This window comes from Stenotrophomonas sp. pho (assembly GCF_006228405.1).
Lineage (GTDB): Bacteria > Pseudomonadota > Gammaproteobacteria > Xanthomonadales > Xanthomonadaceae > Stenotrophomonas > Stenotrophomonas sepilia.
The window spans coordinates 453,769-477,521 of record NZ_CP029759.1; the positions used below are offsets into that span (position 1 = coordinate 453,769).

General features: G+C 67.2%; 20 protein-coding genes and 2 pseudogenes. 16 read left to right on the forward strand and 6 right to left on the reverse strand.

Translation table 11 applies throughout. The features are described from left to right. Positions 1-27: 27 nt before the first annotated feature. A complete protein-coding gene (locus tag DL544_RS02085; protein WP_139726663.1) occupies positions 28-1,644 on the reverse strand; it encodes an EAL domain-containing protein in 1,617 nt (538 codons plus the stop codon). Positions 1,645-1,796: 152 nt separating this feature from the next. On the opposite strand from DL544_RS02085, the gene cycA reads away from it, so the two are divergent. Then, entirely contained in the window at positions 1,797-3,245 is a 1,449-nt protein-coding gene (gene cycA / locus DL544_RS02090; protein ID WP_139726664.1) for a D-serine/D-alanine/glycine transporter, read from the forward strand. Positions 3,246-3,448: 203 nt separating this feature from the next. Further along, positions 3,449-4,225: a lytic transglycosylase domain-containing protein gene (locus tag DL544_RS02100; protein WP_005415084.1), complete on the forward strand. Its 777-nt coding sequence runs from the start codon at positions 3,449-3,451 to the stop codon at positions 4,223-4,225. Positions 4,226-4,232: 7 nt separating this feature from the next. On the opposite strand, the gene DL544_RS02105 is transcribed toward DL544_RS02100, so the two are convergent. Continuing rightward, positions 4,233-5,753, reverse strand: coding sequence for a hypothetical protein (locus tag DL544_RS02105; RefSeq protein WP_139726666.1), 1,521 nt, complete (start codon positions 5,751-5,753; stop codon positions 4,233-4,235). A gap of 167 nt (positions 5,754-5,920) precedes the next feature. On the opposite strand from DL544_RS02105, the gene DL544_RS02110 reads away from it, so the two are divergent. Beyond that, positions 5,921-8,002, forward strand: coding sequence for an NHL repeat-containing protein (locus DL544_RS02110; RefSeq protein ID WP_139726667.1), 2,082 nt, complete (start codon positions 5,921-5,923; stop codon positions 8,000-8,002). Here DL544_RS02110 and DL544_RS02115 read toward each other — a convergent pair. From DL544_RS02115 to DL544_RS02125, 3 genes are all read right to left on the reverse strand, one after another. Then, entirely contained in the window at positions 7,980-8,387 is a 408-nt protein-coding gene (locus tag DL544_RS02115) for a YciI family protein (RefSeq protein ID WP_053499021.1), read from the reverse strand. The two genes, DL544_RS02110 and DL544_RS02115, sit on opposite strands and share 23 nt — an antisense overlap. Before the next feature lie 497 nt (positions 8,388-8,884). Further along, positions 8,885-9,745: an IS3 family transposase gene (locus DL544_RS02120; protein ID WP_065185370.1), complete on the reverse strand. Its 861-nt coding sequence runs from the start codon at positions 9,743-9,745 to the stop codon at positions 8,885-8,887. Next, positions 9,742-10,035: a transposase gene (locus tag DL544_RS02125; protein ID WP_139726668.1), complete on the reverse strand. Its 294-nt coding sequence runs from the start codon at positions 10,033-10,035 to the stop codon at positions 9,742-9,744. The genes DL544_RS02120 and DL544_RS02125 overlap by 4 nt, the downstream gene beginning before the upstream one ends. Positions 10,036-10,362: 327 nt before the next feature. Here DL544_RS02125 and DL544_RS02130 point away from each other — a divergent pair, with 327 nt between their 5' ends. The 13 genes and pseudogenes from DL544_RS02130 to DL544_RS02190 all read left to right on the forward strand — a co-directional run bounded on the left by DL544_RS02130 (position 10,363) and on the right by DL544_RS02190 (position 23,005). Then, positions 10,363-10,776: a YciI family protein gene (locus tag DL544_RS02130; RefSeq protein ID WP_053500761.1), complete on the forward strand. Its 414-nt coding sequence runs from the start codon at positions 10,363-10,365 to the stop codon at positions 10,774-10,776. 67 nt (positions 10,777-10,843) lie between these two features. Then, positions 10,844-11,266: a VOC family protein gene (locus tag DL544_RS02135; protein ID WP_139726669.1), complete on the forward strand. Its 423-nt coding sequence runs from the start codon at positions 10,844-10,846 to the stop codon at positions 11,264-11,266. 33 nt (positions 11,267-11,299) lie between these two features. After that, a complete protein-coding gene (locus DL544_RS02140) occupies positions 11,300-11,710 on the forward strand; it encodes a VOC family protein (RefSeq protein ID WP_005415091.1) in 411 nt (136 codons plus the stop codon). 22 nt (positions 11,711-11,732) lie between these two features. Further along, entirely contained in the window at positions 11,733-12,089 is a 357-nt protein-coding gene (locus DL544_RS02145) for a DUF1428 domain-containing protein (protein WP_032128771.1), read from the forward strand. Between the two features lie 45 nt (positions 12,090-12,134). After that, on the forward strand, positions 12,135-13,397 hold the full coding sequence (locus DL544_RS02150) for an RNA polymerase sigma factor (protein WP_065186677.1): 1,263 nt from the start codon (positions 12,135-12,137) through the stop codon (positions 13,395-13,397). 106 nt (positions 13,398-13,503) lie between these two features. Beyond that, entirely contained in the window at positions 13,504-14,700 is a 1,197-nt protein-coding gene (locus DL544_RS02155) for a hypothetical protein (RefSeq protein ID WP_065186678.1), read from the forward strand. Further along, on the forward strand, positions 14,691-15,791 hold the full coding sequence (locus tag DL544_RS02160; protein ID WP_032953880.1) for a hypothetical protein: 1,101 nt from the start codon (positions 14,691-14,693) through the stop codon (positions 15,789-15,791). Before DL544_RS02155 ends, DL544_RS02160 begins: the two co-directional genes overlap by 10 nt. Before the next feature lie 98 nt (positions 15,792-15,889). Further along, positions 15,890-16,567 (forward strand): hypothetical protein, encoded by a 678-nt coding sequence (locus DL544_RS02165; RefSeq protein WP_005415096.1) that lies wholly within the window; start codon positions 15,890-15,892, stop codon positions 16,565-16,567. A gap of 16 nt (positions 16,568-16,583) precedes the next feature. Beyond that, a complete protein-coding gene (locus DL544_RS02170) occupies positions 16,584-18,236 on the forward strand; it encodes a CsgG/HfaB family protein (RefSeq protein ID WP_139726670.1) in 1,653 nt (550 codons plus the stop codon). 439 nt (positions 18,237-18,675) lie between these two features. Continuing rightward, positions 18,676-20,324 (forward strand): annotated as a pseudogene (locus DL544_RS02175) (M28 family metallopeptidase). Between the two features lie 284 nt (positions 20,325-20,608). Then, positions 20,609-21,867: pseudogene (locus DL544_RS02180) on the forward strand (sensor histidine kinase). Continuing rightward, complete coding sequence (locus DL544_RS02185) at positions 21,857-22,627, forward strand: LytR/AlgR family response regulator transcription factor (RefSeq protein WP_005415102.1); 771 nt, start codon at positions 21,857-21,859, stop codon at positions 22,625-22,627. The pseudogene DL544_RS02180 and the gene DL544_RS02185 overlap by 11 nt, the downstream one beginning before the upstream one ends. Before the next feature lie 33 nt (positions 22,628-22,660). Continuing rightward, entirely contained in the window at positions 22,661-23,005 is a 345-nt protein-coding gene (locus tag DL544_RS02190) for a hypothetical protein (RefSeq protein WP_139726671.1), read from the forward strand. Between the two features lie 39 nt (positions 23,006-23,044). On the opposite strand, the gene DL544_RS02195 is transcribed toward DL544_RS02190, so the two are convergent. After that, on the reverse strand, positions 23,045-23,659 hold the full coding sequence (locus tag DL544_RS02195) for a hypothetical protein (protein WP_005415104.1): 615 nt from the start codon (positions 23,657-23,659) through the stop codon (positions 23,045-23,047). Positions 23,660-23,753 lie beyond the last annotated feature (94 nt).

Genomic DNA, 23,753 nt, shown 5'->3' on the forward strand with positions numbered 1-23,753 from the left:
GCCAGCGGCCGGCACTGCCGGGTTGCCTCACTCCAGAGGCACCTGCTCGATCGGCACGCTGCGCGGGTTCTGCATGTGTTCGCGTGCAGCGCCGTACTGCTGCTGCCGCTTCTGATGGAAGGCGACGAACTCATCGCGCGGCAGCGGCCGCGAGAACAGCCAGCCCTGTCCGAATTCCACATGCCGGCTGTGCAGGTAGGCCAGCTGCGCTTCGGTTTCCACGCCCTCGGCCACCACCCACAGGCCCAGCTCCTTGGCCATGTCGATGATGTGCGGCGTGACCGGGCTGGTGGCGCTTTCGGTACCGATCGCATCGATGAATGATTTGTCGATCTTCAGCGCATCCAGTGGCAGCTGCTGCAGGTATTGCAGGCTGGAGAAGCCGACCCCGAAATCATCGATGGCCACGCTGTGGCCGGCGCGGCGGGCGGCGGCGAGCATGGTGCGCGCGCGGTCCAGATCGAGGAAGCCACGTTCGGTGGCCTCCATCCAGATCTGCTGCGGCAGGATGCCGCTGCCGGCCATGTGCCGGGAGATCATCTTCAGGGCGCGACCGCTGCTGATGTCTTCGGCGGCGAGGTTGATCGCGATGTGCGCGCTGCGGTCGGCGACCAGCAGCTCGCGCATGTCGCGCACCACGTTCTCGATCACCAGGTCGGTGACGTCGGCGATCATGCCGGCCTCTTCGGCCAGTGGAATGAACAGGTCAGGGCGCACCTGGGGGCCATCCGGGCGTTGCCAGCGCACCAGCGCCTCGGCGCCGACGCAGATGCCGGTGTCCAGTTCGATGATCGGCTGGTAATGCAGGTACAGCTCGCGGCGGCGGATGGCGGTGGCCAGTTCGCCGCGCAGGGAAAGGCGGCGCCGCGACAGCCAGATCACCAGCCCGGCCCCGGCGGCGGCCAGCAGCAGGCCCACCGGCACGTACAGCCAGGCCTGTTGGCGGAAGGCCGCGGCAAGCGCGGTGCGCGGTGTAGTGGCGACGGCCAGCCATTCCTCGTTGCGCGCGGTAGCGAACAGCGTGGTGTGGTCCAGGCCTTCGCCCGGGTCGCGCAGCAGTGCCTGCAGCAGGTCCGGATCCAGGCCAGGCTGTTTGGCCAGCAGGCGTCCATCGGGGCTGGCCAGTGCCAGCCGCACATTCGGGTCGGCGATGACATCGACGAAGCGGCGTGGGTCCACCAGAGCGTCGTAGGACCCATACAGGATCGCCAGCACCTGGCGTCGCCCGCTGATTTCCGGGCGCACGTCCACTGCGATGCCGGCGCCGTCGCTGGTGACGTGGTCCGGCCTGGGCTGATCCACATCCGACAGGAACGGCCCCCAGGAGGTGCAGCGCAGCTTGCCTCCTTCGAAGTAGCCCATCTGGTCAATCGATGGGGTGGTCATTACCAGGGTCTGCATGCGCCGGATGTGCTCGGGGCTGCAGGACACGTAGGTACCGGCTTCGGCGGATTTCAGCGCCGCCAGCGCCTCCTGGTAGGACAGGTCGGAGCGGCGCAGGGTGCGATCGGCGATGTCGCGCAGGCGCTGCTGTTCGACGCTGACCGCGCGGTCCCAGGTGGCGTAGGCCATGACCGCGATCGGCACCGCAGCGGCCAGCAGGGCCAGTGCGGTACCGCCGATGATGACGCGCAGGCGGCTCATGGCCGGGGCTCCAGTAGGGCGGGCGGGGCAGGGCGCATGGTCGGGCCGGTCCTTGGGCAGGTGCGGCTATCTGAGCATGGCACCGGGCCGGGCGGAATGGGATCAATACGGTATTCGGTCACATTGTGGTGAAAGCGGCCTGCTTTGACGCAATGGGGCCGTCTGGCGCTGGCGCTCGGCGCCGCGGAGGACTACCGTCGAACGCTTCGCCCGCCCCTTCCCGCGCCCATGACCGAGCCCGCCACGCCCCCGAGCACCTGCGCCGCAGCCTGTCCAACCGCCACCTGCAACTGATCGCCATCGGCGGTGCCATCGGCACCGGCCTGTTCATGGGCTCGGGCAAGACCATCAGCCTGGCCGGCCCGTCCATCGTCTTCGTCTACCTGATCATCGGCGCGATGCTGTTCTTCGTGATGCGTGCGATGGGCGAGCTGCTGCTGTCCAACCTGCAGTACAAATCCTTCATCGACTTCTCCACCGACCTGCTCGGCCCCTGGGCCGGGTTCTTCTGTGGATGGACCTACTGGTTCTGCTGGATCGTCACCGCGATTGCCGACGTGATCGCGATTGCCGCCTACGCACAGTTCTGGTTCCCCGGGCTTGAGGCCTGGAAACCGGCGCTGGCCTGCGTGATGCTGCTGCTGGCGTTGAACCTGGTGACGGTGAAGCTGTTCGGTGAAATGGAATTCTGGTTCGCGCTGATCAAGATCGTGGCGATCTGTGCGCTGATCATCACCGGCGCCGGGCTGGTGGTGTGGGGCTTCACTTCACCCAGCGGCCACACCGCGTCGCTGTCGAACCTGTGGAATGACGGCGGCATGTTCCCGATGGGCCTGGTCGGCTTCTTCGCCGGGTTCCAGATTGCGGTGTTCGCCTTCGTCGGCATCGAGCTGGTCGGCACCACCGCCGCCGAAACCGCCGATCCCGAGCGCAACCTGCCCAAGGCAATCAACTCGATCCCGGTGCGCATCATCATCTTCTATGTGCTGGCGCTGATCGCGATCATGGCGGTCACCCCGTGGCGCCAGGTGGTGCCGGACAAGAGCCCGTTCGTGCAGCTGTTCGTGCTGGCCGGCATTCCCGCCGCCGCCAGCCTGATCAATTTCGTGGTGCTGACCTCGGCCACGTCCTCGGCCAACAGTGGCATCTTCTCCACCAGCCGCATGCTGTACGGCCTGGCCGAAGAGGGGCACGCCCCGCGCGGGCTGTCGAAGTTGTCACGCGCTGCCGTGCCCGCCCGAGGCCTGCTGTTCTCGTGCCTGTGCCTGCTGGGCGGCACGCTGCTGATCTACCTGATTCCGAACCTGGTGACCGCCTTCACCCTGGTGACGACGCTGGCCACGGTGCTGTTCATCTTCGTCTGGTCGCTGATCCTGGTGGCCTACATGGCCTATCGCCGCCGCTACCCGGAGCGCCACGCTGCCTCGATCTTCAAGATGCCCGGCGGCGTTGCCATGTGCTGGGCCTGCCTGGTGTTCTTCGCCGCCGTGCTGGTGCTGCTGAGCCTGCAGGGCGACACCCGCCAGGCGCTGATCGCCAGCCCGGTGTGGTTCGTGCTGCTGGGCGCGGGGTATTGGGTGCGCCGGAGGGCCGCGAAGTGATCCGAAGTGGGGTCAGATCCCGTTGGTCAGCAACGGGATCTGACCCCGGCAGGTCGCGGGACCCACCCCGCCTCCTCGCGGGAAAACGGCTGTTGCTGTTGAGGTTGCCGGCCAGCGGCCGGCACTACCGCGGGTGCAGGGCGTAGCCCTGCCGGCCCCCATTCACCCAACATTCGCGGGCGCCGCCGGATCATCCGGCCGCCATGTCCCATCGACCTCTCCTGCTTGCACTGGTGCTGCTGCCCATCCTGTGGCCCGGGATGGCTGCCGCGCGCACGGTCTATCGCTGCGTGCAGGGCAACACCGTCAGCCTGGCTACCGCACCGGAGCCGGGATCGCGGTGCACGCCGAAGGAGATCGACGACAACGCCATCCAGGCCCCGAACCTGTGGGGCAACATGGGCGTGTTCAGTGGTGTGCTGTACGAGCGCGAGCAGGACGGCGTGCTGGTCTATTCCACCCGCAACCTGCCCGGCTCGCGGGTATTCCTGAAGTTCACCGTGGCCACGCCGCCGGGCGAGCCGGCGCACGAGGGCCTGGGCAAGGTCGGCAAGCCGCAGCTCGCGCAGCACGCCAGGCAGTTCAAGGCCGCGGCCAAAGCCACCGGCGTCGATGATGCCTGGCTGCGCGCGATCGCCCATGCCGAAAGCAATTTCGATCCGCTGGCGGTCTCGACCAAGGGCGCACAGGGCGTGATGCAGTTGATGCCGGAGACCGCACAGGAATATGGCGTGCGCGATCCGTTCTCGCCACAGCAGTCGATCGAGGGCGGCGCACGCTACATGCGCGCGCTGCTGCGCCGTTACAACGGCGATCGCCCGTTGGCGGCGGCTGCCTACAACGCGGGCATCGGTGCGGTCACCCGCTACAAGGGCGTGCCGCCCTACGCCGAAACCCTGGCCTATGTGGACAAGGTGATGGCGCTGTACGCGCGCTACCGCGAAGCGATGGGCATCCGCACCGAAGTACCAGCCCGCTAGCAGGGACTCAGCGCGAGGTGGAAGTGCTGACCAAGTCGTAGCGCTCGATGCGGCCGACGCGTGCCACCTCCGCCTGCACGTCGGCACGCTGCTTGAGTGCACGCCACGCGGCATCGATGCGCACATCGCCCGGCAATGACGGATAGGTGCGCATGTCCTGCAGGCTGGCCAGGGTTTCACCGCGTTCAACCGGCGAGCGCAGCTGTTCGATCAGCACGGCGGCGGCACCGTCCAGGTCGCCTTCCTCCAGCAGCATTTCGCGATGGAACAGGCGGGCATCGTCGCGCTGGGCCAGGATCACCGCGCGTGCTGCATCGCGCGCCTTGGCATCGCCGCGCTCGCGGGCGGCGGCGAACTGCAGCAGCGCCTGTGCGGCCTTGCCGTAACCGGCGAGGCCCGGCATGTCATTCACTGCCTGCGCAGCGTCCTGCATGCGCCCCAGCGAACTGAACACGAAGCCGACATTCATCTGGTGCTCGACACCATCCGGGCCGAGCGCGCCGATGCGGGCGGCCTGTTTCGCCGTGGCCAGTGCCTCATCGGTGCGGCCCAGCCGGCGCAGTGCGGTGAGCCGGCTGTTGAGCAGCCAGGCCACCCATTCCGCCTCCGCAGCGGCAGGCGATTCGCCGTTGCTGGCGGCACCGGCCATGCCCTCGGTCAACGACAGCACTTCCTCGTTGCGGTCCAGCATCAGCAAGGTGGTGCTGAACTCGGCCATGCGCGCGTCCAGTGCGCGGTCGAGCAGGCCGGAAACACGCAGTTCATCGAGGTGGCGCTGTGCCGCCTGCACCGGATCGAAACGCGCGTCACCGCGATCGACATAGCGATCAAAGCGCTTGTCGCTGCGCAGGCGGATGATCTCGGCCGGGCTGTCGATCCGCGCCAGCGTGGCCGGAATGCTGTCGCCACGGCCGTTGTCGGCCTGCAGCGTGGCCAGCGCCAGCCACAGCCCGGTGGGTTCCAGGCCGCCACTCTTCCAGCCGTTGTCAAACAGCGCCTGCAGCAGGTCCATGCGCTTCTGCGGCTGCTCACGCAGGCGGTACTGCAGGTAGTTGATGGCGTGGTGATCGATCGACAGCGGTGCGTCGGCGTGCTGCAGTGCCTTCACCAGGAAAGTGGTGGCTGCGGCCGGCTGGTTGTCCGACAGTTCCACCGACACCTGGGTGAGCAGGATCTGTGCATCCTCCGGCAGGGCCTCCTGCGCCCGCTGCAGGTAGCGGCGGGCCTGGTCCGGCTTCTTCTGCATCAGCGCGGTCCAGCCGGCGACCTGCGAGGCGCGGCCGCGATGCTCGGCATCGAAGTCGTCCAGCAACGGATCTTCCATCAGCCGCTCCATGCTGATCAGCGCACCCAGCGTGTTGCCGTCGCGTGCCTGCTGGATGGCCTCATCCCAACGCGTGGCGTACGCCGCGTGTACTGCATCGGCGGTGGCCGAAGGCTTCTGCGGGGCCACCGTGATCGAAGCGAAGGCGGGCGCGCTGGCCAATGCGGCCAGCAGCAGGGCGGTGAGGGGGAGAACGCGGGGCATGGAGAATCTCCATCCGTGGGAACCGCATTGAACCTGCTACGGCCAGCGAGGACAAGCACGACGAAGCGAATCCTGGCGTTCAGCCGCATGATCGGCCGTGGCGGATCGCACGCGCAGCGTCTATTGTCGGTGCCTCTTCAAGCAGCAGGCAGAGGCAGCGCAACACGATGGCACGGTGGCAATGGATGGCGGCAGGGGTGGCGTTGGCAACGGCGGTGGGCTTGGCTGCAACCTGGTGGGATACCCCGCTGAAAACGCTGGCCGGCCCTGCCGGCCCGGTGCCCACGCCGCTGGCTTGGACTGCGCAGATCGAGCCGCTGGCCGGCGATGGTCACCCCGGCGACCGCGACGGTGCGTCCGCGCAGGCGCGCTTCGCCGACCCGTATGCACTGCTGCGCGGCACCGATGGCAGTGTCTATTTCACCGATGCCGGTGACAACAACCGGATCCGCCGCCGCCTGCCCGATGGCCGCGTTGAAACCGTGGCCGGGCAGGGCGAGGGCCGTGTCGATGGCCCTGCGCTGCAGGCCAGCTTCAATACGCCTTCGGGCATTGCCGGCGATGCGCAGGGCAACCTGTACGTGGCCGACACGGGCAACCATGCGATCCGCCGCATCGGCACCGATGGCCAGGTGACCACGCTGGCCGGTGGTGAACAGGGCTTCGCCGATGGCCCTGCCATGCAGGCCCGCTTCGATGCACCGATGGGCGTTGCGGTGGACGCGCAGGGCCAGGTCTACGTGGCGGACACGTTCAATGACCGCATCCGGGTGATCGGTACCGATGGCAGTGTGCGCACCCTGGCCGGTGGTGATCGGCCGGGCTTTGCCGATGGCGCGGGCGCCGCTGCGCGTTTCGATACGCCGGTGGCGCTGGCCTTCGACGCGCAGGGTGCATTGCTGGTGGCCGATCTGTTCAACAACGCCGTGCGCCGGGTGGGGACCGATGGCACGGTCTGCACCGTGGTTGCCGGCGGCGGCGTGATCAATGGGCCACTGTCGCTGGCCACCACCCACGATGGCGTGCTGTACGTGGGGGATATGGATGGCCGCATCGTGCAGGTGACGCCGCAGGGCCACCAGATTGCACTGGTCGGCAACGGTCGCCTGCCGCGCCTGGCCCGCCCCAGCGGATTGGCGATGGAGGCCGATGGCAGCGTGCTGGTGGCCGACGCCGCAGGCTACCGCCTGCATCGCCTGCGTCCGCTGCCGGTGGGCGAACTGCCGGCGCCGGCACTGGTCGGCCCGGCCGCCGATGCCGCGCTGCCGAAGACGGGCGGCCGTTGGCCGCTCGCACCGCAGGACGGCTGGCACGAAGTGGTCGGCACCCTGGGTGAAGTGCGCGGCAACTTCAGCGGTGAGAGCCGCCACCACCTGCATGGCGGCTTCGACGTGCGCGGTGATGTGGGCCAGACCGTGCTGGCGATTGCCGATGGCAAGATCAGCAGCCCAGTGGCGGCCTGGAACCTGGGCGAGCAGGCCGAGGGCCTGGCGGTGGACCGCCTCAAGTACATCCACATGCGTGTCGGCCGCACCCCGCGCGATGTGCCGTTCGACGCGCGCTGGCAGGCGCTGTATGACGAGCAGGGCAAGCTGCAGCGGATGCGCGTGCGCCGTGGCATGCGCATCCACGTGGGAGACCGCCTGGGCAGCATCAACAACCAGGCGCACGTGCACCTGGCGGTGGGTACCGGTGGCTTCGAGACCAACGCGGTAGCGCTGGGCTTCCAGGGCTACGCCGACCACTTCGCACCGCGCATCACCGATGTGGCCCTGCTGGACGACAACGACCAGCCGATGGCCGCCGGCAGCGATGGCGTGGTGATGGTTGCGCGGCAGGGGCGTGGCGTGCAGATCGTGGTGGAGGCCTGGGACCAGGTCGACAACAATCTGCCACGACGCCGGCTGGGCATGTACCAGGTGGGTTACCAGATTCTCGATGCTACGGGACATCCGCTGCAGGGCTACGAGCAGCCGCGCTGGAACATCATGTTCAACCGCATGCCGCCGCAGCGGGAAGCGGTGCGCGTGGCCTACGCACCGGACAGCGGCATCACCGTGCATGGCAGCGCGGTGACCCGGTTCCGCTACCTGGCCACCAACACCGTGCGTGATGGCCTGATGGAAACCGGGCGCTGGCAGCCGGCGGCGTTGCCGCCGGGCGAGTACATCGTGCGTGCCAGCGTGCGCGACTACAGCGGCAACGAAGGCGTCGGCCCGCGCGAGATCAGAGTACGGCTGCTGCCATAGCCGCAGCCGGGGCGCCGCAGCGTTCGCGCTCGGCGTCCATGTCTTCCAGTGGCCGCACTTCGATGCTGCCGAAGCGTGCCCACGGGAAGTCGCGGGCGATGCGCATGGCGTCGTCGCGGTCGCGCGCCACGATCAGGTTGAAGCCGGCCAGCAGCTCGCGGGTTTCGGCAAACGGGCCATCGAGCACGCGGCTGTGTCCATCGCGCACGCGCAGGGTCTGTGCGGTATCGACCGGCTGCAGCTTCTGTGCGGCCAGCAGCGTGCCTTCGGCCTGCAGCTTGTCGGCATGGGCCAGGCAGTCGCGCATCAGCGCGTTGAATTCTTCGGTGGGCAGGGCCTGCAGCAGGGCAGGCTCGATGTAGATCAGAAGCAGGTACTGCTGCATGGCATGGTCCTGGCGGGGCGGGGGTCCATGATCGCGCAGGATTGCGCACGGGCATGTTGCAGCGCAGAAGCGCGCCTTCGGCGGGGATCGGCGAACGGCGGAGCCCCTCCGTGGTGGGGTGGGGTTGGTCGCTGAAAGCGGGTTTCCTGAGGGTGGGCCGTGCGGGTGGGATTGGCGGGGACGCCGTGAATCCGTCCCTGGAGGCTTAGCCGCGCCATCCATGGCGCGGATACCCCGCCAACCCCACCCGCCCGGCCCCAGACAGATTCCGGCGGCCGATCCACCACGGGAAATCAACAACAAGAGCAAAAGCGGGTCGCTTCGCTCGCAAAGCCGAGCCCGCCAGCCAACCGCCTTTGCTTTTGCTGTTGCTGTTGCCTTTTCTCTTGATCTTCCCGTGGTGGGTACCGGAGGCAGGAAACTGTCCAGGGCCGGGTGGGTAGGCGGGGCGGGGGTGTCTGATCTGGCCCCCTGAAAACGGACGCCATGAAGCCGTTTCAGGCGGCAGCCCGGAGCTGCCGGGCGTAGTTGTTAGGCGAGTGGTAGCCCAGCGCCGAGTGTAGCCGGGCTGGATTGTAGAAGCCGTGGATGTAAGCAGCGATGCACTGGCTGGCTTGTTCCCTACTGGCGTAAGGCTCGGCAGCCTCTTCTGTCTTGAGCGTCGCAAAGAAGCTCTCGGCCACCGCGTTGTCCCAGCAATTGCCAGGCCGGCTCATGCTTTGGACCACGTCATGGGACTGCAGCAGCTGGCGAAACTCGTTCCCCCAGTACTGCCCACCACGATCTGAATGGAAGATCAGGCCGGGTCGTTGTGGATGCAGAGCCCAGGCATTGGCAAATGCTTTCACCACCAGCTCTTCAGTCAGACGCTTGGAAACGCTGTAGCCCAGCACCTGCCGGGTCTGGACGCTGATGACCACGGCCAGATGCAGCCATCCCTGGCGGGTGGGGACATACGTGATATCCCCGACCCACGCCGTCGGTCCGGTTCCGGGGGCAAATTGCCGATCCAGCAGGTTGGGGGCGAGCTGAGATGAGCCGCCGGAGGACTTGGGTCGGAATCGGCCTTTGGTCTTGCCCTGGATTCGCTCCTCGGCCATTAACCGTGCCACGCGCTTGTGGCCGACTGGATGATTCCTGGCTCGTAAGGCCCTGACCAGCCGACGTCGCCCATAACTGCGCTTGCTGGTCACATGAATGGCCCGAAGCTCGGTACGCAGGGCCGAATCGGCATCGCACGCTTGGGCACATTGCCGACGCAGGTAATCATGGAATCCAGAGACAGAAACCCCAAGAACCCGACACAACAACCTGGTCGGGTAGTGAGTCCTTTGACTGGCGACGAAGGCGTACCTCACTTGGACTCTCTGGCAAAGAACGCCGCCGCTTTTCTTAGGATTTCCCGCTCCATCTTCAGATTGGCGTTCTCGGCCCGAAGGCGGCTGATCTCGCTTTCCAGGTCGGTGGTTGGCCTGCGAGCCTCAGAGGTCAGAGACCGGCCAGCACGGACCGCGTCAAGCCAATTTGCCAGCGTCTTGACCGACATCTCCAGCTGACGGGCTGCTGCGGCAGGCCCGAGCGACTCGGCCAACTCCACGGCTTGGTGCTTGAACTCATCGGTATAGCTACGACGGGTGATACGGGACATAAGGGACCTCCAAGTGCGATCAAAGTATCGCTTCTTGGCGTCCGCTGACGGGGGCCAGATCAGTCCGCGGCATGGATGCCGCGGCCAAGCCCCCATGGATGGGTTTACGGCGTCCCCCGACCCGCCTACCCACCCGGCCAAACCCATGAACCGAGCTTTCAGCGACCAACCCACCCCACCACGGAGGGGCTCCGCCGTTCGCCGACCCTCGCCGAAGGCGCGCTTTCCTCGCAAGAAAAAAATTTCCAACAGACGTGTCGATTCCCAGCCCCCTGGTTCGTTGTACCCAGTGAAGGGCACGCACCACGCGTCCCACGGGAGACCAAAATGAAAGTGATGGTGATCGTGAAGGCCAACGCCGACTCCGAAGCCGGCCGCATGCCCAGCGAACAGGAACTGTCCGAAATGGGCGCCTTCAACGAACAACTGGTGGCCGCCGGCATCATGCTGGCCGGTGAAGGCCTGCACGCCACCCAGCGCGGCCGTCGCATTCATTTCGGCGGCGGGGCACCCAAGGTCGAGGCCGGTCCGTTCGGTCCTGCCAGCGAACAGATCGCCGGCTTCTGGCTGTGGGAGGTGCGGTCGCTGGACGAGGCCGTTGAATGGGCCAGCCGTGCGCCGTTCGGCGAGGGCGGCACGCTGGAACTGCGTCCGCTGATCTCCGCAGAAGACTTTGGTGAAGCCTTCACCCCCGAATTACAGCAGCAGGAACAGCGTCTGCGTGCACAGCTGGAAGGCTGATCCGATTCCTCTCCCTGCCGGGCACGCCCCGGCACTATCGCCCTGAACCGCACAACGGAGTATTGCCATGAGACTGATTCCCTTCCTCGGCTTCAGCGGCCAGGCCCACGAGGCAATGGCGTTCTATGCCAAGGCACTCGGTGGCCAGGTCACCTCGGAAATGAAGTACCGCGACATGCCGCCCTCCGATGGCTCGCCGGGCTGCAACGAAATGCCGCCGGAAACCCTCGACCACGTTGCGCACAGCCAGCTGGAAATCGGCAGCGCCATCGTGATGGCGGCCGACGGTCCCGGCGGTGGCGAGGGCGGCTCGACCACCATCAATGTCGACGTCGACAGCATCGAAGAAGCCGAACGCGTGTTCGCCGCGCTGGCCGAAGGTGGCCAGGTGCAGATGCCGATCGGCGAAACGTTCTGGGCACATCGCTGGGGCATGCTGATCGACCGTTACGGCAAGCCGTGGATGGTCAACTGCATGAAGCAGTCCTGATCCCGCCTCTGTCATCCACAAGGAGCTTCAACGATGAGTGCACCACAACCGCAGATGATCTTCGTCAACCTGCCCGTGCAGGACCTGGAGAAGTCCAAGGCGTTCTTCACCGCGCTGGGCTACAGCTTCAATCCGACCTACACCAACGACGACGCGGCCGGCATGGTCATCAGCGAAAGCATCTACGTGATGCTGCTGACCCAGCCCTTTTTCCAGCAGTTCACCAACAAGCCGATTGCCGACGCGCACACCCACACCGAAGTGATCAACGCACTCTCGGCACCCAGTCGCAAGGCCGTTGACGAGTTGGTGGACAAGGCCCTGGCCGCCGGCGCCAGCGAACCGCAGCCGGCGCGCGACTACGGCTTCATGTACCAGCGTGGCTTCCAGGACCTGGACGGCCATCTCTGGGAGATCGCACACATGGACGGCGAGCCGGGCTGACGGCCGCCGCAGGAGAACCCGCATGGCTTACGTGGACGCTTACGTGCTGCCGTGCCCGCAGGACAAGGTGGCGGCCTACCGCCGCCTTGCCCGCAAGGCCGGCGCGGTGTGGAAGGACCATGGCGCGCTGCAGTACATGGAATGCGTGGCCGACGATGTGGAGCCGGGCAAGAGCACCTCGTTCCCGCGCGCGGTCAAGGCGAAACCGGGCGAGACGGTGATCGTCGCCTTCGTGGTGTTCCGCTCGCGCGCGGCACGCGACCGCATCAACGCAAAGGTGATGGCCGACCCGCGACTGGCGTCGCTGGGCCCGAAGGACATGCCGTTCGATACGAAGCGCATGTTCTGGGGCGGCTTCAAGCCGATTGTTGAAGCGTGAGCTGCGGCGCTTGTGCGGGCCGGGCGTGCGTGCTGTGATCGGCGCATGCTCGAGCCCGCACTGACGCAGCGTCTGGAAACCCTCTGGCGGATGGAGTCGCCAGTGCTGATCGCGCGCCTGGCGCGGCTGCTCGGTGGCGATGTCGGCCGTGCCGAGGAACTGGCCCAGGACACCTGGCTGGCCGCGCTGGAGCGTTGGCCGGAGCAGGGCATCCCGGACAACCCCGGAGCCTGGCTGATGACCACCGCGCGCAACCGTGCCATCGATGTGCTGCGCCAGCACCAACGCGTGGCTCAGCAGCACGCGCAATGGGGCGAGGAACTGCATCCGGCGGCGCTGCCGGCACCCGATGACAGCCAGGCGCTGGAGGACGACCTGGGCGATGACCTGCTGCGGCTGATGTTCGTGGCCTGCCATCCCGTGCTGCCGGCCGATGCGCGCGTGGCGCTCACCCTGCGCCTGCTCGGTGGCCTGACCACCGTGGAGATCGCGCGCGCGTTCCTGCAGCCGGAACCGACCATCGCCCAGCGCATCGTGCGCGCCAAGCGCACCCTGACGCAGAAGCAGGTGCCCTATGAAGTGCCGCGCGCGGAGGCGATGCCGGAGCGCCTGGCCTCGGTGCTGGAGGCGATCTACCTGGTGTTCAACGAAGGCTATGCGGCCAGCGCCGGCGACGACTGGATGCGCCCGGCGCTGTGCGAGGAAGCGCTGCGGCTGGCCCGCGTCCTGGCCCATCGGTTGCCGGTGCCGCCGGTACTGGGCCTGCTGGCGCTGATGGAGCTGCAGGCCTCGCGCGCAGCGGCGCGGGTGGAAGCGCAGGGCGTGCCGGTGCTGCTGGACCAGCAGAACCGCGCACGCTGGGATTGGCTGCAGATCGAACGTGGGCAGCAGGTGCTGGCGCGTGCGCTGGCCGCGGGTGGTGGCGACGATCCCTACGTGCTGCAGGCGCGCATTGCGGCCTGCCATGCAGCGGCGCGCCGCCCCGAGGATACCGATTGGCCGCGCATTGCTGCGCTCTATGCACAGCTTCTGCAGGTGCAGCCTTCGCCAGTGGTGGCATTGAACCGGGTGGTGGCGATCCTGCGCAGCGACGGTCCCTTCGCCGCGTGGGCGCAACTGCAGCCCTTGCTGGTCGACGCGCGCCTGCGTGACTACGCGCCACTGCAGGTGGTGCGTGGCGAGCTGTTGCAGGCACTGGGGCGCGAGCAGGATGCGCGTGACGCTTTTGGCGAGGCGGCTCGGCTCAGCCACAACCAGGCCGAGCGCGGACTGCTGCGGCAACGGGCCGGCCTGCCCCCCACGGACTGAGCCGACAAGGACAGCACTTGTCGCCGCGCGCCTGAGCGGCTATGTTTCGCGCCCAGCGGACGCATCAGCGCCCGCATTCCGTGCGTATTGACCGAGGAGCGGTTGGATGTATTCAAGGACGAAGAGCGCATCGCGCGCTTTTGCGCGCCTGCTTGCCTGTGCCCTGTGCCTGGCCGTATGGCCGACGGCCGTGCAGGCCGCGGACAAATCGCAGCAGGCCTATTGGGCCGGTTTTGCCTATACCGCTGACGCCGCCGCCGTGCAGGCGACCACGCCACATGCGCATGCGGTGCTGGAACGGCGTGGCCTGATCCCGCTGAACCAGACGCTGGCGCAGTCGCTCAAGCGCCGCGCACCGGCCCACCTGGAGCTGATCGACCAGCCGGTGGCGATGCTCGACGGCACCACCAGCGCCACCGTGCTGGCCGCCGCGCTGGACCGCGAACTGGTCTCGGTCGAGCCGATCGGCGACCAGTACAAGGTGCTGGTGGAAGTGGCGCTGCAGGCGTTGTTCTTCGACTTCCGCGAGCGCCAGGTGATCGCGTCCTATCCGCTCACGCTGCAGCGCATCGACGTGCAGGATTACCGACCGGACAACGACGATATCGACGCGATCGTCGCCGATCTGCTGTATGGCGGCGCCGATACCAGCCTGTCGCAGGTGCTGGCGGCCAGCCTTGCCCAGGCCAGGTTGCCCGACGCGGCGGTGCGCCGTCTGCAGGTCGGTGGTGTAACCCTGTCCGACGCGGTCCGCGCCAAGCTGCCCGACCCGAAGTGGGAAGCGCCGCTGCGCGCCACGCTGGCCCATGAACTGTCCAAGACGCTGTCGTCCAACACCGGCGTCGGGCTGCTGCCGCCGGCCTCGGGCCAGGCGATCGGTGGCGCGATGGCTGCCCGCTTTGCCGACGGCAAGGTCTACCAGCTGAAGATTCCCGAACCCGACTACGTCATCAACCTGCAGGTCGATGCATTGAAGAACGGCGTGATCGAGGAAACCCCGGCGATGAAGACGATGCTGTTCGGCGCCTTCTTCACCGCCAAGGTGACCGAACCGTTCTCGGGGAAGGTCTATTTCGAACAGCCGCTGCGCAAGGGCGCCACCAAGGTGGTGCCGGCCACGCAGTGGCAGGTCGACCAGTGGTCGGCCAGCTACGAAACCCTGCTGGCCGGGCTCGATGCCTTCGCCGGCGCCGCCGCCAAGCGTGCCGATTCGCGCGCCTGGCTGGACGAACAGAAGCCGGGCGGCCGCCCGTTGCAGCAGCAGACCCAAGCCCTCCAGGAGTTGATCAAGTCATGTCGTTGATGCGTACCATCCTGCTCATCCTCATCGCGCTGGTGGTGGCCTCGCCGGTCGCTGCGCAGACCGCGAGTTCGCGCGGCACCGGCTCGGCCAGCTACGGCCTGCGCCTGAGTGCCGATACCCGTGCCCAGGCCCTGAACAAGGCCAAGGTCAACGCCCTGGAGGCATACATCGCCGAAACCGGTGCGGCCAAGCTGCGCCTGTTCGAAGCGCGCCGCGCCGAGTTCATCGGCGAGATCGACCGCTACGTGCTCAGCGCGGTGCAGCTGTCGGACACCGAAGACAAGAAGGCCAAGACCTACACCGTCACCGTCCGTGCCGAGATCAACACCACCCTGCTGCAGACCAAGCTGGATGCGGGTTCGGCCGTGGCCGGTGCCACCGCCGCGCAGCGCTCGCTGCTGACCTTCCTGTTCATGGCGCGCTCGCAGGACACCGTGCAGTCGTTCCAGGACAAGGAATACCGCCGCGTCGACGCCAGCAGCAGCTACAGCGAGAACACCCGTGAGGGCGACAGCTTCCGCGGCAACTCGGTCAGCACCAACGGCAGCATCAACCAGAATGGTTCGGTGTCGGTCACCAGCGGCGGCAGCACCACCGCGCGCGCCGACAACATCACCTGGAAGGTGGCCAACGCCGCCGAGGTCAACACCGCGATGACCGGGGCCTTCAGCGCCGCGGGCTACGAAGTGGTTGAAGCCGAATACGTGGAAGGCGAGTCGCGTGGCCTGCTCAGCATCGAGCGTATCCGCAAGGACTTCAGCACCGGCAACGACCTGGCCCCGGCCACCCTGCGTGACACCGCCAACGGCATCCGTGCAGCCAACATTCCGTACATCGCCGTCGGCACCCTCGACATCGGCATGCGCGACCGTGATCCGGCCAGTGGCAACACCCGCGTGTTCGTCACCGTCACCGGCAAGGTGCTGGATGTGACCGGTCGTTTCCCGCGCACCGTGTCGTCGGTCGGCCCGGTGCAGTTCTCCGGCACCGGCCCGAATGAAACCGTGGCCCGTACCAATGCCCTGCAGCTGGCTGCCGAAAAGGCCGCCCAGCAGATGATCAACGAACTGAACGTCAAGGCGGTCCGCTGATCCGCCGCCCCGTGGGTGCCGAGCGCGCTCGGCATCCACCGGGGCTTACCGATTCCCCACGTGCCGCACCGCGGCCGTCTCTCCCAAAGGACTCTCACATGATCCGCAATACCGCTCTTGTCCTGGCCATCGCGGCCGCCACCCTGTCGATGCCGGCGCACGCTGGCCTGGGCAAGCTGAAGGACCTGGCCGGCGCCGCCACCGGTACCTCCAGCAGCAGCGCCTCCAGCGCCGCCGCACCGGATGAAGCCGCGCAGGAAGCACTGGTGCGTCGTTTCGTCAGCTCGCAGTCGCACTCGCTGCAGGCCCAGACCTCGTTCGCCCGTGCCTTCGGCCTGGCCGAGCAGGTGCAGCTGCTGGAAGCCGAGCGCCAGGCGCTGTCGTCGGGTTCGGTCAGCGTCGATGCGATGAAGAAGTCGGTGTCGGTCAGCGAAGCCGCCCAGGCCGCGATCGACGAGCGCCAGGCCGCGCAGCCGGAGCTGAACGCTGAATCCAAGCAGCACTATGCCGAAGGCCTGGTCTCGCTGCTGGCGTCGGCTGCCGAAGCGCAGAAGCTGGGCGGCGAAGCCAGCAACTTCACCGCCGGCATGAAGAACCTGGGCGCCACCCAGATGGCCACCGTCGGCCGCAAACTGGCTGCCGGTGCATGGGTGGCCAAGGAATCGCCGGGCTTCATCCAGGGCCTGTACGGCTCGACCAAGTCGGCCGTGACCTTCGCCAAGAAGAGCAAGGTGAAGGTGCCGTCGAACGCCGATTCGATGCTCGACTCGATCTGATCCGAGGATCAACCCCATGCGTACGACCTCCCGTTTGATCGGCCTGGGCCTGGCCGCCGTGCTGCTTGCAGCCTGCGGCAAGCAGGGCACCCCGGCCGCCGATGCGCCCACACCCGCCAAGGACAAGGCAACCAGTGCACTGGCCAGCAATGCGCCAGTGGAAGCAGCGCCCCTGCGTGGCACGCCGGATTTCGGCGGCACCACCCAGGTCGCGCGCGAGGCCGACGGCATCGGCAGCACCCCGGAACTGGCGGTGCTGGCGGCGCTGCAGTCGGCGGTGGCGCAGGTCAACGGTGTACGCGTGGCCAGCCAGATGCAGGGCCTGCGCGCAGGCCTGCATGTGGACGTGGATGACGAACACGTCGGCGATATCCGCGCCGACGCGTTCACCCAGCAGATGATCGCCGGCTCGCAGGGCGCGGTGCTGGGCTATGAAATCCTGTCGCAGGACGAAGTGCGGCAGCTGGACGAGGAAACCATCGCGCGCGTGCGCGCCAGCGATGAAGGCTGGAGCTTCAAGGGTTCGGCCTCTGCCAGCGCCTCTGGCGAAGCCACGGCCAAGGGCGGCGGTGCCTCGGCCAGTGTCAAGGAGCGCTACGACGAGAAGGTCAGCGTCGATGCCAAGCGTGGCGCAAGCTCGTTCGATTCCGACGTGACCCACCGCAGCATGCGCAGCTACTGGAAGGTACGCGTGCGTGCCCAGATCGCCCAGTACCGCGCACCGGACGAGCAGGGCAAGCCGAAGATCGTGGTCGCGCTGCCGCGTACGAAGGCCGGCAGCTATGCCGTGGGCGATGGCCGCGTGAGCGCCGATGAAGTGGCCGACGCGATCCGCGCACGCCTGTCCGACACGCTGACCCAGACCCAGCGCTTCATCGTGCTGGATCGCGAGTTCGGCGACGAACTGCAGGCCGAGATCGACCACATCAACAGCGGCAACGTGCGTTTGCAGGACACTGCCCGCGTCGGCCAGCAGCTGGCGACCGACCTGATCCTGATCCCGACCATCGAACGCTTCGAGTACCCGCGCAGCGTGCGCAACCTGCGCATGTCCGACCGTCAGGTGACCTCATACTCCGGTGGCGGCCGCATCACCCTGCGCCTGGTCAACGCCACCACCGGCCAGGTGGTGATGTCCGACAGCTTCGATCACCAGTTGGCCTCGACCGGCCCGAGCACCCTGCCGCGTGTGGTGAACGGCCGCAACATGGCTGCGGCGATGATGGAATCGCTGTCCGGCCAGATCGGCACCAGCATCGTCACCACGCTGTTCCCGGTGTCGGTGGTGTCGGTGGACGGTGACCAGGTGGTGCTGAGCCAGGGCGGTGACACCGTGCAGGCCGGCCAGCGCTGGCAGGCTGTGCGCCTGGGCGAGGAACTGAAGGACCCGCAGACCGGCCGTTCGCTGGGCCGCAGCGAACACCCATGCTGCACCATCCGCATCGACCGCGTGGCTGCACAGACCTCGTACGGCACCATCGAAGACGGCGTTGACGCGATGCGCGGCGGCTTCCGTCCGGGCCAGATCGAACTGCGCCAGAAGCTGGGCAGCAAGCCGGCTGCCGCCGCTGCTGCGGGCGCGACCGCCCCGGCTGCAGCCGCCGCCCGCCCGGCCGCCAAGCCGAAGCCCAAGCCTGCTGCCGCCCCGGCCGAAGACCCGAACTGGTAACACGCCCAAGCAACACACAGATGGGGTCAGAGCCCTTTCCCGCCGGGAAAGGGCTCTGACCCCTTCGTGTTTCCGTCCGTGTCGACCAAGGTCGACACCCACCAACAGCAGCAGAGATCTGTCGAAGGCGGGGTGGGTCCGGTTGCGGGGGTGTCCGCGGCATGAATGCCGCGGCCAAGCCCCCAAGGGTGAGGGCGCTTTGCTTGCGAAGCATTGCTTCGCAAGCGCCCGAACGCACAGCCGCCAGCGGCTGGGCCGGACCGCGGAGCGGGGTTTACGGCGTCCCCGCAACCGGACCCACCCCGCCATCCCACCGAATGCCTGCTTCTGCTGTTGCTGTTGCTCCAGCTGTTGCTGCTGCCCTGGCTTCGGCGGGTGCAGGGCGCAGCCCTGCCGAATCCCATTACACTCCAGAAGGATTTCCCTGCTGGAGAGAGCAATGAAACGAGTGGTACTGGGCGTGCTGGCCCTGTCGGTGTCGAGCGCACTGATGGCGGCCACCCCGAAATTCGATGGCGCGCGGATCTCCGCCGACGTCAAGGAACTGGCCTCCGACGCCTACGAAGGCCGCTCGCCGGCCACCGCCGGCGAAGAGAAGACCATCGCCTACCTCAGCAAGCAGTTTGCCGACGCCGGTCTGCAGCCGGGCGGCGACCTCAAGGACGGCAAGCGCCTGTGGACCCAGGCCGTGCCGCTGCGCAAGGGCGACATCGTCGGCACACCGCAGCTGGCGCTGCACCAGGGCGGCAAGACTGTTGCGCTGGAGCAGGGCAAGCAGATTGCCGTGCGCGCCGCCATGAACGGCGCCAGCAACGTCGACATCAGCAAGGCCCCGCTGGTGTTCCTCGGCTATGGCGTGAAAGCGCCGGAGCGCAACTGGGACGACTTCAAGGGCGTGGACCTGAAGGGCAAGATTGCCGTCGTACTGATCAACGATCCGGACTTCGAAACCGGCCAAGGTGATTTCGACGGCAAGGGCATGACCTATTACGGCCGTTGGACCTACAAGTACGAGGAAGGCGCGCGCCAGGGTGCACTGGGCGTGCTGATCGTGCACGAGACCGCACCGGCCTCCTATGGCTGGGCCACCGTGGCCGGTTCCAACACCAACACCATGTTCGACGTGGTGCGCGACAACCCGGCCGAAAGCCACCCGCTGCTGGAAGGCTGGATCCAGCGCGACCTGGCCGTGGAGCTGTTCCGCTCCGCCGGGCAGGACTTCGAGGCGCTGAAGAAGAAGGCGCAGCAGCGCGACTTCACCCCGGTGCCGCTGACCGGCGCCAGCCTGGACGCGAAGTACGCGGTGAAGACCGAAGTGATCACCTCGCACAACGTGGCCGCACGCCTGGAAGGCAGCCGCCATCCGGATGAGACGATCATCTACAGCGCGCACTGGGACCACATTGGCGTGGGCGAGCCGGACGCGCGCGGTGACCGCATCTTCAACGGCGCACTGGACAACGCCAGCGGTACCGCCTCGCTGCTCGAGCTTGCCCGTGGCTTCGCCAAGGAAACGCGCCCGCAGCGCTCGCTGCTGTTCCTGGCGGTCACCGCCGAGGAGAAGGGCCTGCTGGGTTCGGAGTACTACGCCACCCATCCGCTGTACCCGCTGGAAAAGACCGTGGCGGTGATCAACATGGACGGCATGGCGCCGTTCGGCCCGTCGCGTGACTTCGGCATCTACGGTGCCGCGCGTTTCGAGCTGCTGGACCAGCTGAAGGACGTGGCCAAGGGCTGGGACATCCGCTACACGCCGGACCCGAAGCCGGAAGCGGGCCTGTTCTTCCGCTCCGACCACTTCCCGTTCGCCAAGCGTGGCGTGCCGGCGCTGTCCTGGTCGGCCGGCCAGGACTGGGTGGACGGTGGCGTGGCTGCGGGCAAGAAGGCCTCCGAGGACTACACCGCCAAGCGTTACCACCAGCAGGGCGACGAATGGCAGCCGGACTGGGTGTTCGCCGGTGCCGCCCGCGACCTGGAAGTGCTGTACACGCTGGGCAACCAGCTGGCCAACTCCGTGCCTGGCCGAACTGGAGCAAGGACGAGTCGTTCCGCGCCGTGCGTGACGCCAGCGCCGGCCAGCGCAAGTAAGGGCGTTCGGTAGTGCCGGCCGCTGGCCGGCAACCGCACTCGGTCCGGGCAACCGTCCCCTGAGTCAGGGGGCGGCGCCATAGGCGCGGGGATGTGGGTGCTGGTGAGATGGGGCCCACGGCTTGCGCAGGCGAGCCGTGGGAGCGCCAGCGCGAATGCGCAGGCGCGTTCCCGGCATTTCCATAACGGCTTCCATCCGCACTTTCCGGCCCTTCGTCGCAGGCCGCTTGCTTGCCCGGCCGGCCGCCCTATGCTCGGCTCACCCCTTCCTCCAAGGCGCCGCCGTGTTCGCCAGCCTCTCACTTCTGTTCCGTCACCTGCTGGCCTGGGCTGCGGCGCTGTTCGTCGCTGGCATGGTCTGGAGCGGCATCTTCAGTGGCATGAACGATGGCCCGGGCTGGATTTTCGGCCTGCTGGCGATGTTCCTGATCATTTCCGCGCTGGGCAGTGCCATCACCCACATCCGCCGGGTCTGGCTGGTGGCCGGTCGCCTGGATGCCACCACCCTGTCCGGTCGCCAGCGCCGCCAGATCGAACTGCCGATGGACGCCGGCCACGCCTTCTCGGTGGTGGAGGCGGCAATCTCCGAACTACCCGCGTGGAGGATGTGGAAAGCTCGGCCGGCAGCCTGCAGGTGCGCGCCTATGTGCGCCGGGTCGACCTCTGGAATGGCCGCCAGCCGTCGCGCTGGAACCTGCCGGCGCGGCTGGCGATCAAGCGCAACAGCGTGCTGGCAACGGTCACGCCGGGGCAGGGCACCAGCACCGTTACCCTGCTGTTCGAACCCGATGCTGGCTGGTGGGCCGACCTGCTGGCGCTGGACGAGGGCAGCAACTTCGAGAACGCCGAAGCAGTCACCCGCGCGATCAGTCGCCGCGTCGCCGACCAGCGCCGCGACGAACAGGCTGCGGCCGAACAGACCCAGGTGGAAAAGGAACTGTCGGTGGCGCGCTTGAACCTGTTGCATGCGCAGGTGGAACCGCACTTCCTCTACAACACGCTGGCCAATGCGCAGGTGCTGACCCGCACCGACCCGGCACGGGCCGAACAGATGCTCGGCCACCTGATCCAGTACCTGCGCAGCTCGTTGCCACAGGTGGACGAATCGGTGTCCACGCTGGGCGTGGAGCTGGAACGCACCCGCGCCTACCTGGAGATCCTGCGCATCCGCATGGGTGCACGGCTGGCGGTGGAAGTGCAGGTGCCCAACGAACTGCATGGCGTGCACCTGCCGGCGATGGCGCTGCAAACGCTGGTGGAAAACGCGATCAAGCATGGCCTTGAACCCAAGCCCGGCGGAGGCACGATCTGGATCCTGGCGCGCGGCTTCGATGACCACGTGACGGTGACCGTGGCTGACGATGGGCTCGGCTTCGGCCAGGGCACCAGTGGTACCGGCATCGGCCTGAAGAACCTGCGCGAGCGCCTGCGCCTGACCTGTGGCGAGCAGGCCGGCGTGGCGATCGTCGCCAACTTCCCCAGCGGCGTGGCAGCGACGATGACCCTGCCGCAGTCGCACAAGGAGCGCAGCCATGCCGCTTGAAGCCCTGATCGCCGAAGACGAGGACCTGCTGCGGCAGTCACTGGTGGAGCAGCTGGGCCGGCTGTGGCCGGACCTCGCGCTGGTGGCCGAGTGCGAGGATGGTGCCAGCGCGCTGGAGCAGCTGGCCGAGAAGCAGCCGGACATCGCCTTTCTCGATATCCGCATGCCTGGCATCAGCGGCATCGAGGTGGCACGCTCGCTGTCCGAGCTGAGCCCGCGCACCCAGGTAGTGTTCGTCACCGCCTACGACCAGTACGCCATCGATGCGTTCGAGCAGGGCGCGATGGATTACCTGTTGAAGCCGGTCAGCGACGAGCGCCTGCTGGCCACCCGCGAGCGCATCCTGTCGCGGCTGCCATCGACGCGCCAGGACGATGCCGTGCTGGAGCGCCTGCTGCAGCGGTTGGGCCCATCGCAGGGCGCAGCCGAGCGCCCGCCACTGGCCTGGATCACCGCCAGCAACGGGCGCGAGACGCAGCTGATCATGCTGGAAGACGTGGCCTACTTCCGCGCGGACAACAAGTACACCACCGTGGTCACCGCCACCGGCGAAAGCCTGCTGCGCACACCATTGCGCGAGCTGCTGGAAGTGCTCGATGCGCAGCACTTCCGCCAGATCCATCGTTCGACCATCGTCAACATGAAGGCGGTGGCGGCGGTCAGCCGCGACGATACCGGGCGCGGCGTGCTGCGCCTGCGCGGGCGCACGGAGACGCTGGTGGTCAGCCAGCCGTTCATGAGCCTGTTCCGCGGCATGTAGCCGCAGCAGCATCCCCTTCACCGAGGAACGAACATGCCCCGACTGTTGATTGCGTGCATTGTCGTGCTGGCGTTGGCCGGCTGCGAAAGGTCCCGCAACACCTCGATCACGCGCACCCACGCCAACGGCGTGGACACGCTGTACAGCAAGGCTACCGTCGTCGATGGCGAGGCTCGTTTCCAGTGCATTGCCAGCAGCAGTGGTGCCTGCCACTACCTGGTGCTCGATCCGGGCTGCAGCCCCGATGCGGCGTGTACCACACCGCCGCTGCGCCGGTTCGCAGTTGCAGCAGGCAAGACCGAGGCCATGCGTGGCCTGCCCGACGGCTTCCGCCAGTGCGTCAGCCAGGACCCGATAGAACACTGCCACCGTGAGTGATCACGGTGGCAGTGTGGGTCCCCCCGCTTCCCTGAAGGCTCAGTAGGCAGGTTGCAGTGTCAGGTCGTGATGGTGCTCGGTCTCGCCCACATGGTTGAGGCGGCCGACCAGTTCGGAGTGCTGCTTCATCCGGCCGATCTCGGTCATGATGCGGATGTCCTCGTGGCGCAGTTCGCGCTTGGCGGTGACCGCCTGCTTGTAGTCCAGCACTTCCGGGTAGTGCTCGGCCAGGTCCAGCGCCTCGGCCACGTGCTCGACGCTGTCGGCCTTGGAACTGATGCGGGCGCGGCTGTTGAAGGCCTTCATCCAGCGCTCGAAGCCGGCCTGCTGATCGAACATGTTGGCCATGAACCAGATCACGAACAGGATCGAGACCCAGGAGCCGAACACGATCACCACGCGGGTGAAGGTGATATGGAAATCGTCGCGCCACAGGTAGTTGGCAATCAGGCCCAGGATCAGCAGCGAGGCCGCCTGCCAGCCAACGATCGACGCGATCAGCCACTGGCACTTGGCCTGGGCCAGCACCGCCACTTCATCGCGGATCTGCTGCTCGCTCAGGTTGCGCCAGTGCGCCACCTGTTTGTCGAACGGGCTGCTGTAGAGCTCGTTGTCGCGAAGCAGAATTCCCAAACCCTTGAACAAGGCAATCATGGCTGGCTCCTTGTGGAACGTGCGTCGATCAGCATTGGACGGTGTGGCGGATCCAGTTCTAGCACTTCCAGCGAGCCGTGCAATGGGGGCAATG

Coding starts and splice junctions, on each gene's coding strand:
- DL544_RS02150 (WP_065186677.1), top strand. CDS start 12,135: ATGCTCGAGCCCGCACTGACGCAGCGTCTGGAAACCCTCTGGCGGATG.
- DL544_RS02195 (WP_005415104.1), bottom strand. CDS start 23,659: ATGATTGCCTTGTTCAAGGGTTTGGGAATTCTGCTTCGCGACAACGAG.
- DL544_RS02130 (WP_053500761.1), top strand. CDS start 10,363: ATGAAAGTGATGGTGATCGTGAAGGCCAACGCCGACTCCGAAGCCGGC.
- DL544_RS02165 (WP_005415096.1), top strand. CDS start 15,890: ATGATCCGCAATACCGCTCTTGTCCTGGCCATCGCGGCCGCCACCCTG.
- DL544_RS02100 (WP_005415084.1), top strand. CDS start 3,449: ATGTCCCATCGACCTCTCCTGCTTGCACTGGTGCTGCTGCCCATCCTG.
- DL544_RS02170 (WP_139726670.1), top strand. CDS start 16,584: ATGCGTACGACCTCCCGTTTGATCGGCCTGGGCCTGGCCGCCGTGCTG.
- DL544_RS02160 (WP_032953880.1), top strand. CDS start 14,691: ATGTCGTTGATGCGTACCATCCTGCTCATCCTCATCGCGCTGGTGGTG.
- DL544_RS02140 (WP_005415091.1), top strand. CDS start 11,300: ATGAGTGCACCACAACCGCAGATGATCTTCGTCAACCTGCCCGTGCAG.
- DL544_RS02110 (WP_139726667.1), top strand. CDS start 5,921: ATGGCACGGTGGCAATGGATGGCGGCAGGGGTGGCGTTGGCAACGGCG.
- DL544_RS02155 (WP_065186678.1), top strand. CDS start 13,504: ATGTATTCAAGGACGAAGAGCGCATCGCGCGCTTTTGCGCGCCTGCTT.
- DL544_RS02125 (WP_139726668.1), bottom strand. CDS start 10,035: ATGTCCCGTATCACCCGTCGTAGCTATACCGATGAGTTCAAGCACCAA.
- cycA (WP_139726664.1), top strand. CDS start 1,797: ATGGGGCCGTCTGGCGCTGGCGCTCGGCGCCGCGGAGGACTACCGTCG.
- DL544_RS02135 (WP_139726669.1), top strand. CDS start 10,844: ATGAGACTGATTCCCTTCCTCGGCTTCAGCGGCCAGGCCCACGAGGCA.
- DL544_RS02185 (WP_005415102.1), top strand. CDS start 21,857: ATGCCGCTTGAAGCCCTGATCGCCGAAGACGAGGACCTGCTGCGGCAG.
- DL544_RS02085 (WP_139726663.1), bottom strand. CDS start 1,644: ATGAGCCGCCTGCGCGTCATCATCGGCGGTACCGCACTGGCCCTGCTG.
- DL544_RS02190 (WP_139726671.1), top strand. CDS start 22,661: ATGCCCCGACTGTTGATTGCGTGCATTGTCGTGCTGGCGTTGGCCGGC.
- DL544_RS02115 (WP_053499021.1), bottom strand. CDS start 8,387: ATGCAGCAGTACCTGCTTCTGATCTACATCGAGCCTGCCCTGCTGCAG.
- DL544_RS02105 (WP_139726666.1), bottom strand. CDS start 5,753: ATGCCCCGCGTTCTCCCCCTCACCGCCCTGCTGCTGGCCGCATTGGCC.
- DL544_RS02145 (WP_032128771.1), top strand. CDS start 11,733: ATGGCTTACGTGGACGCTTACGTGCTGCCGTGCCCGCAGGACAAGGTG.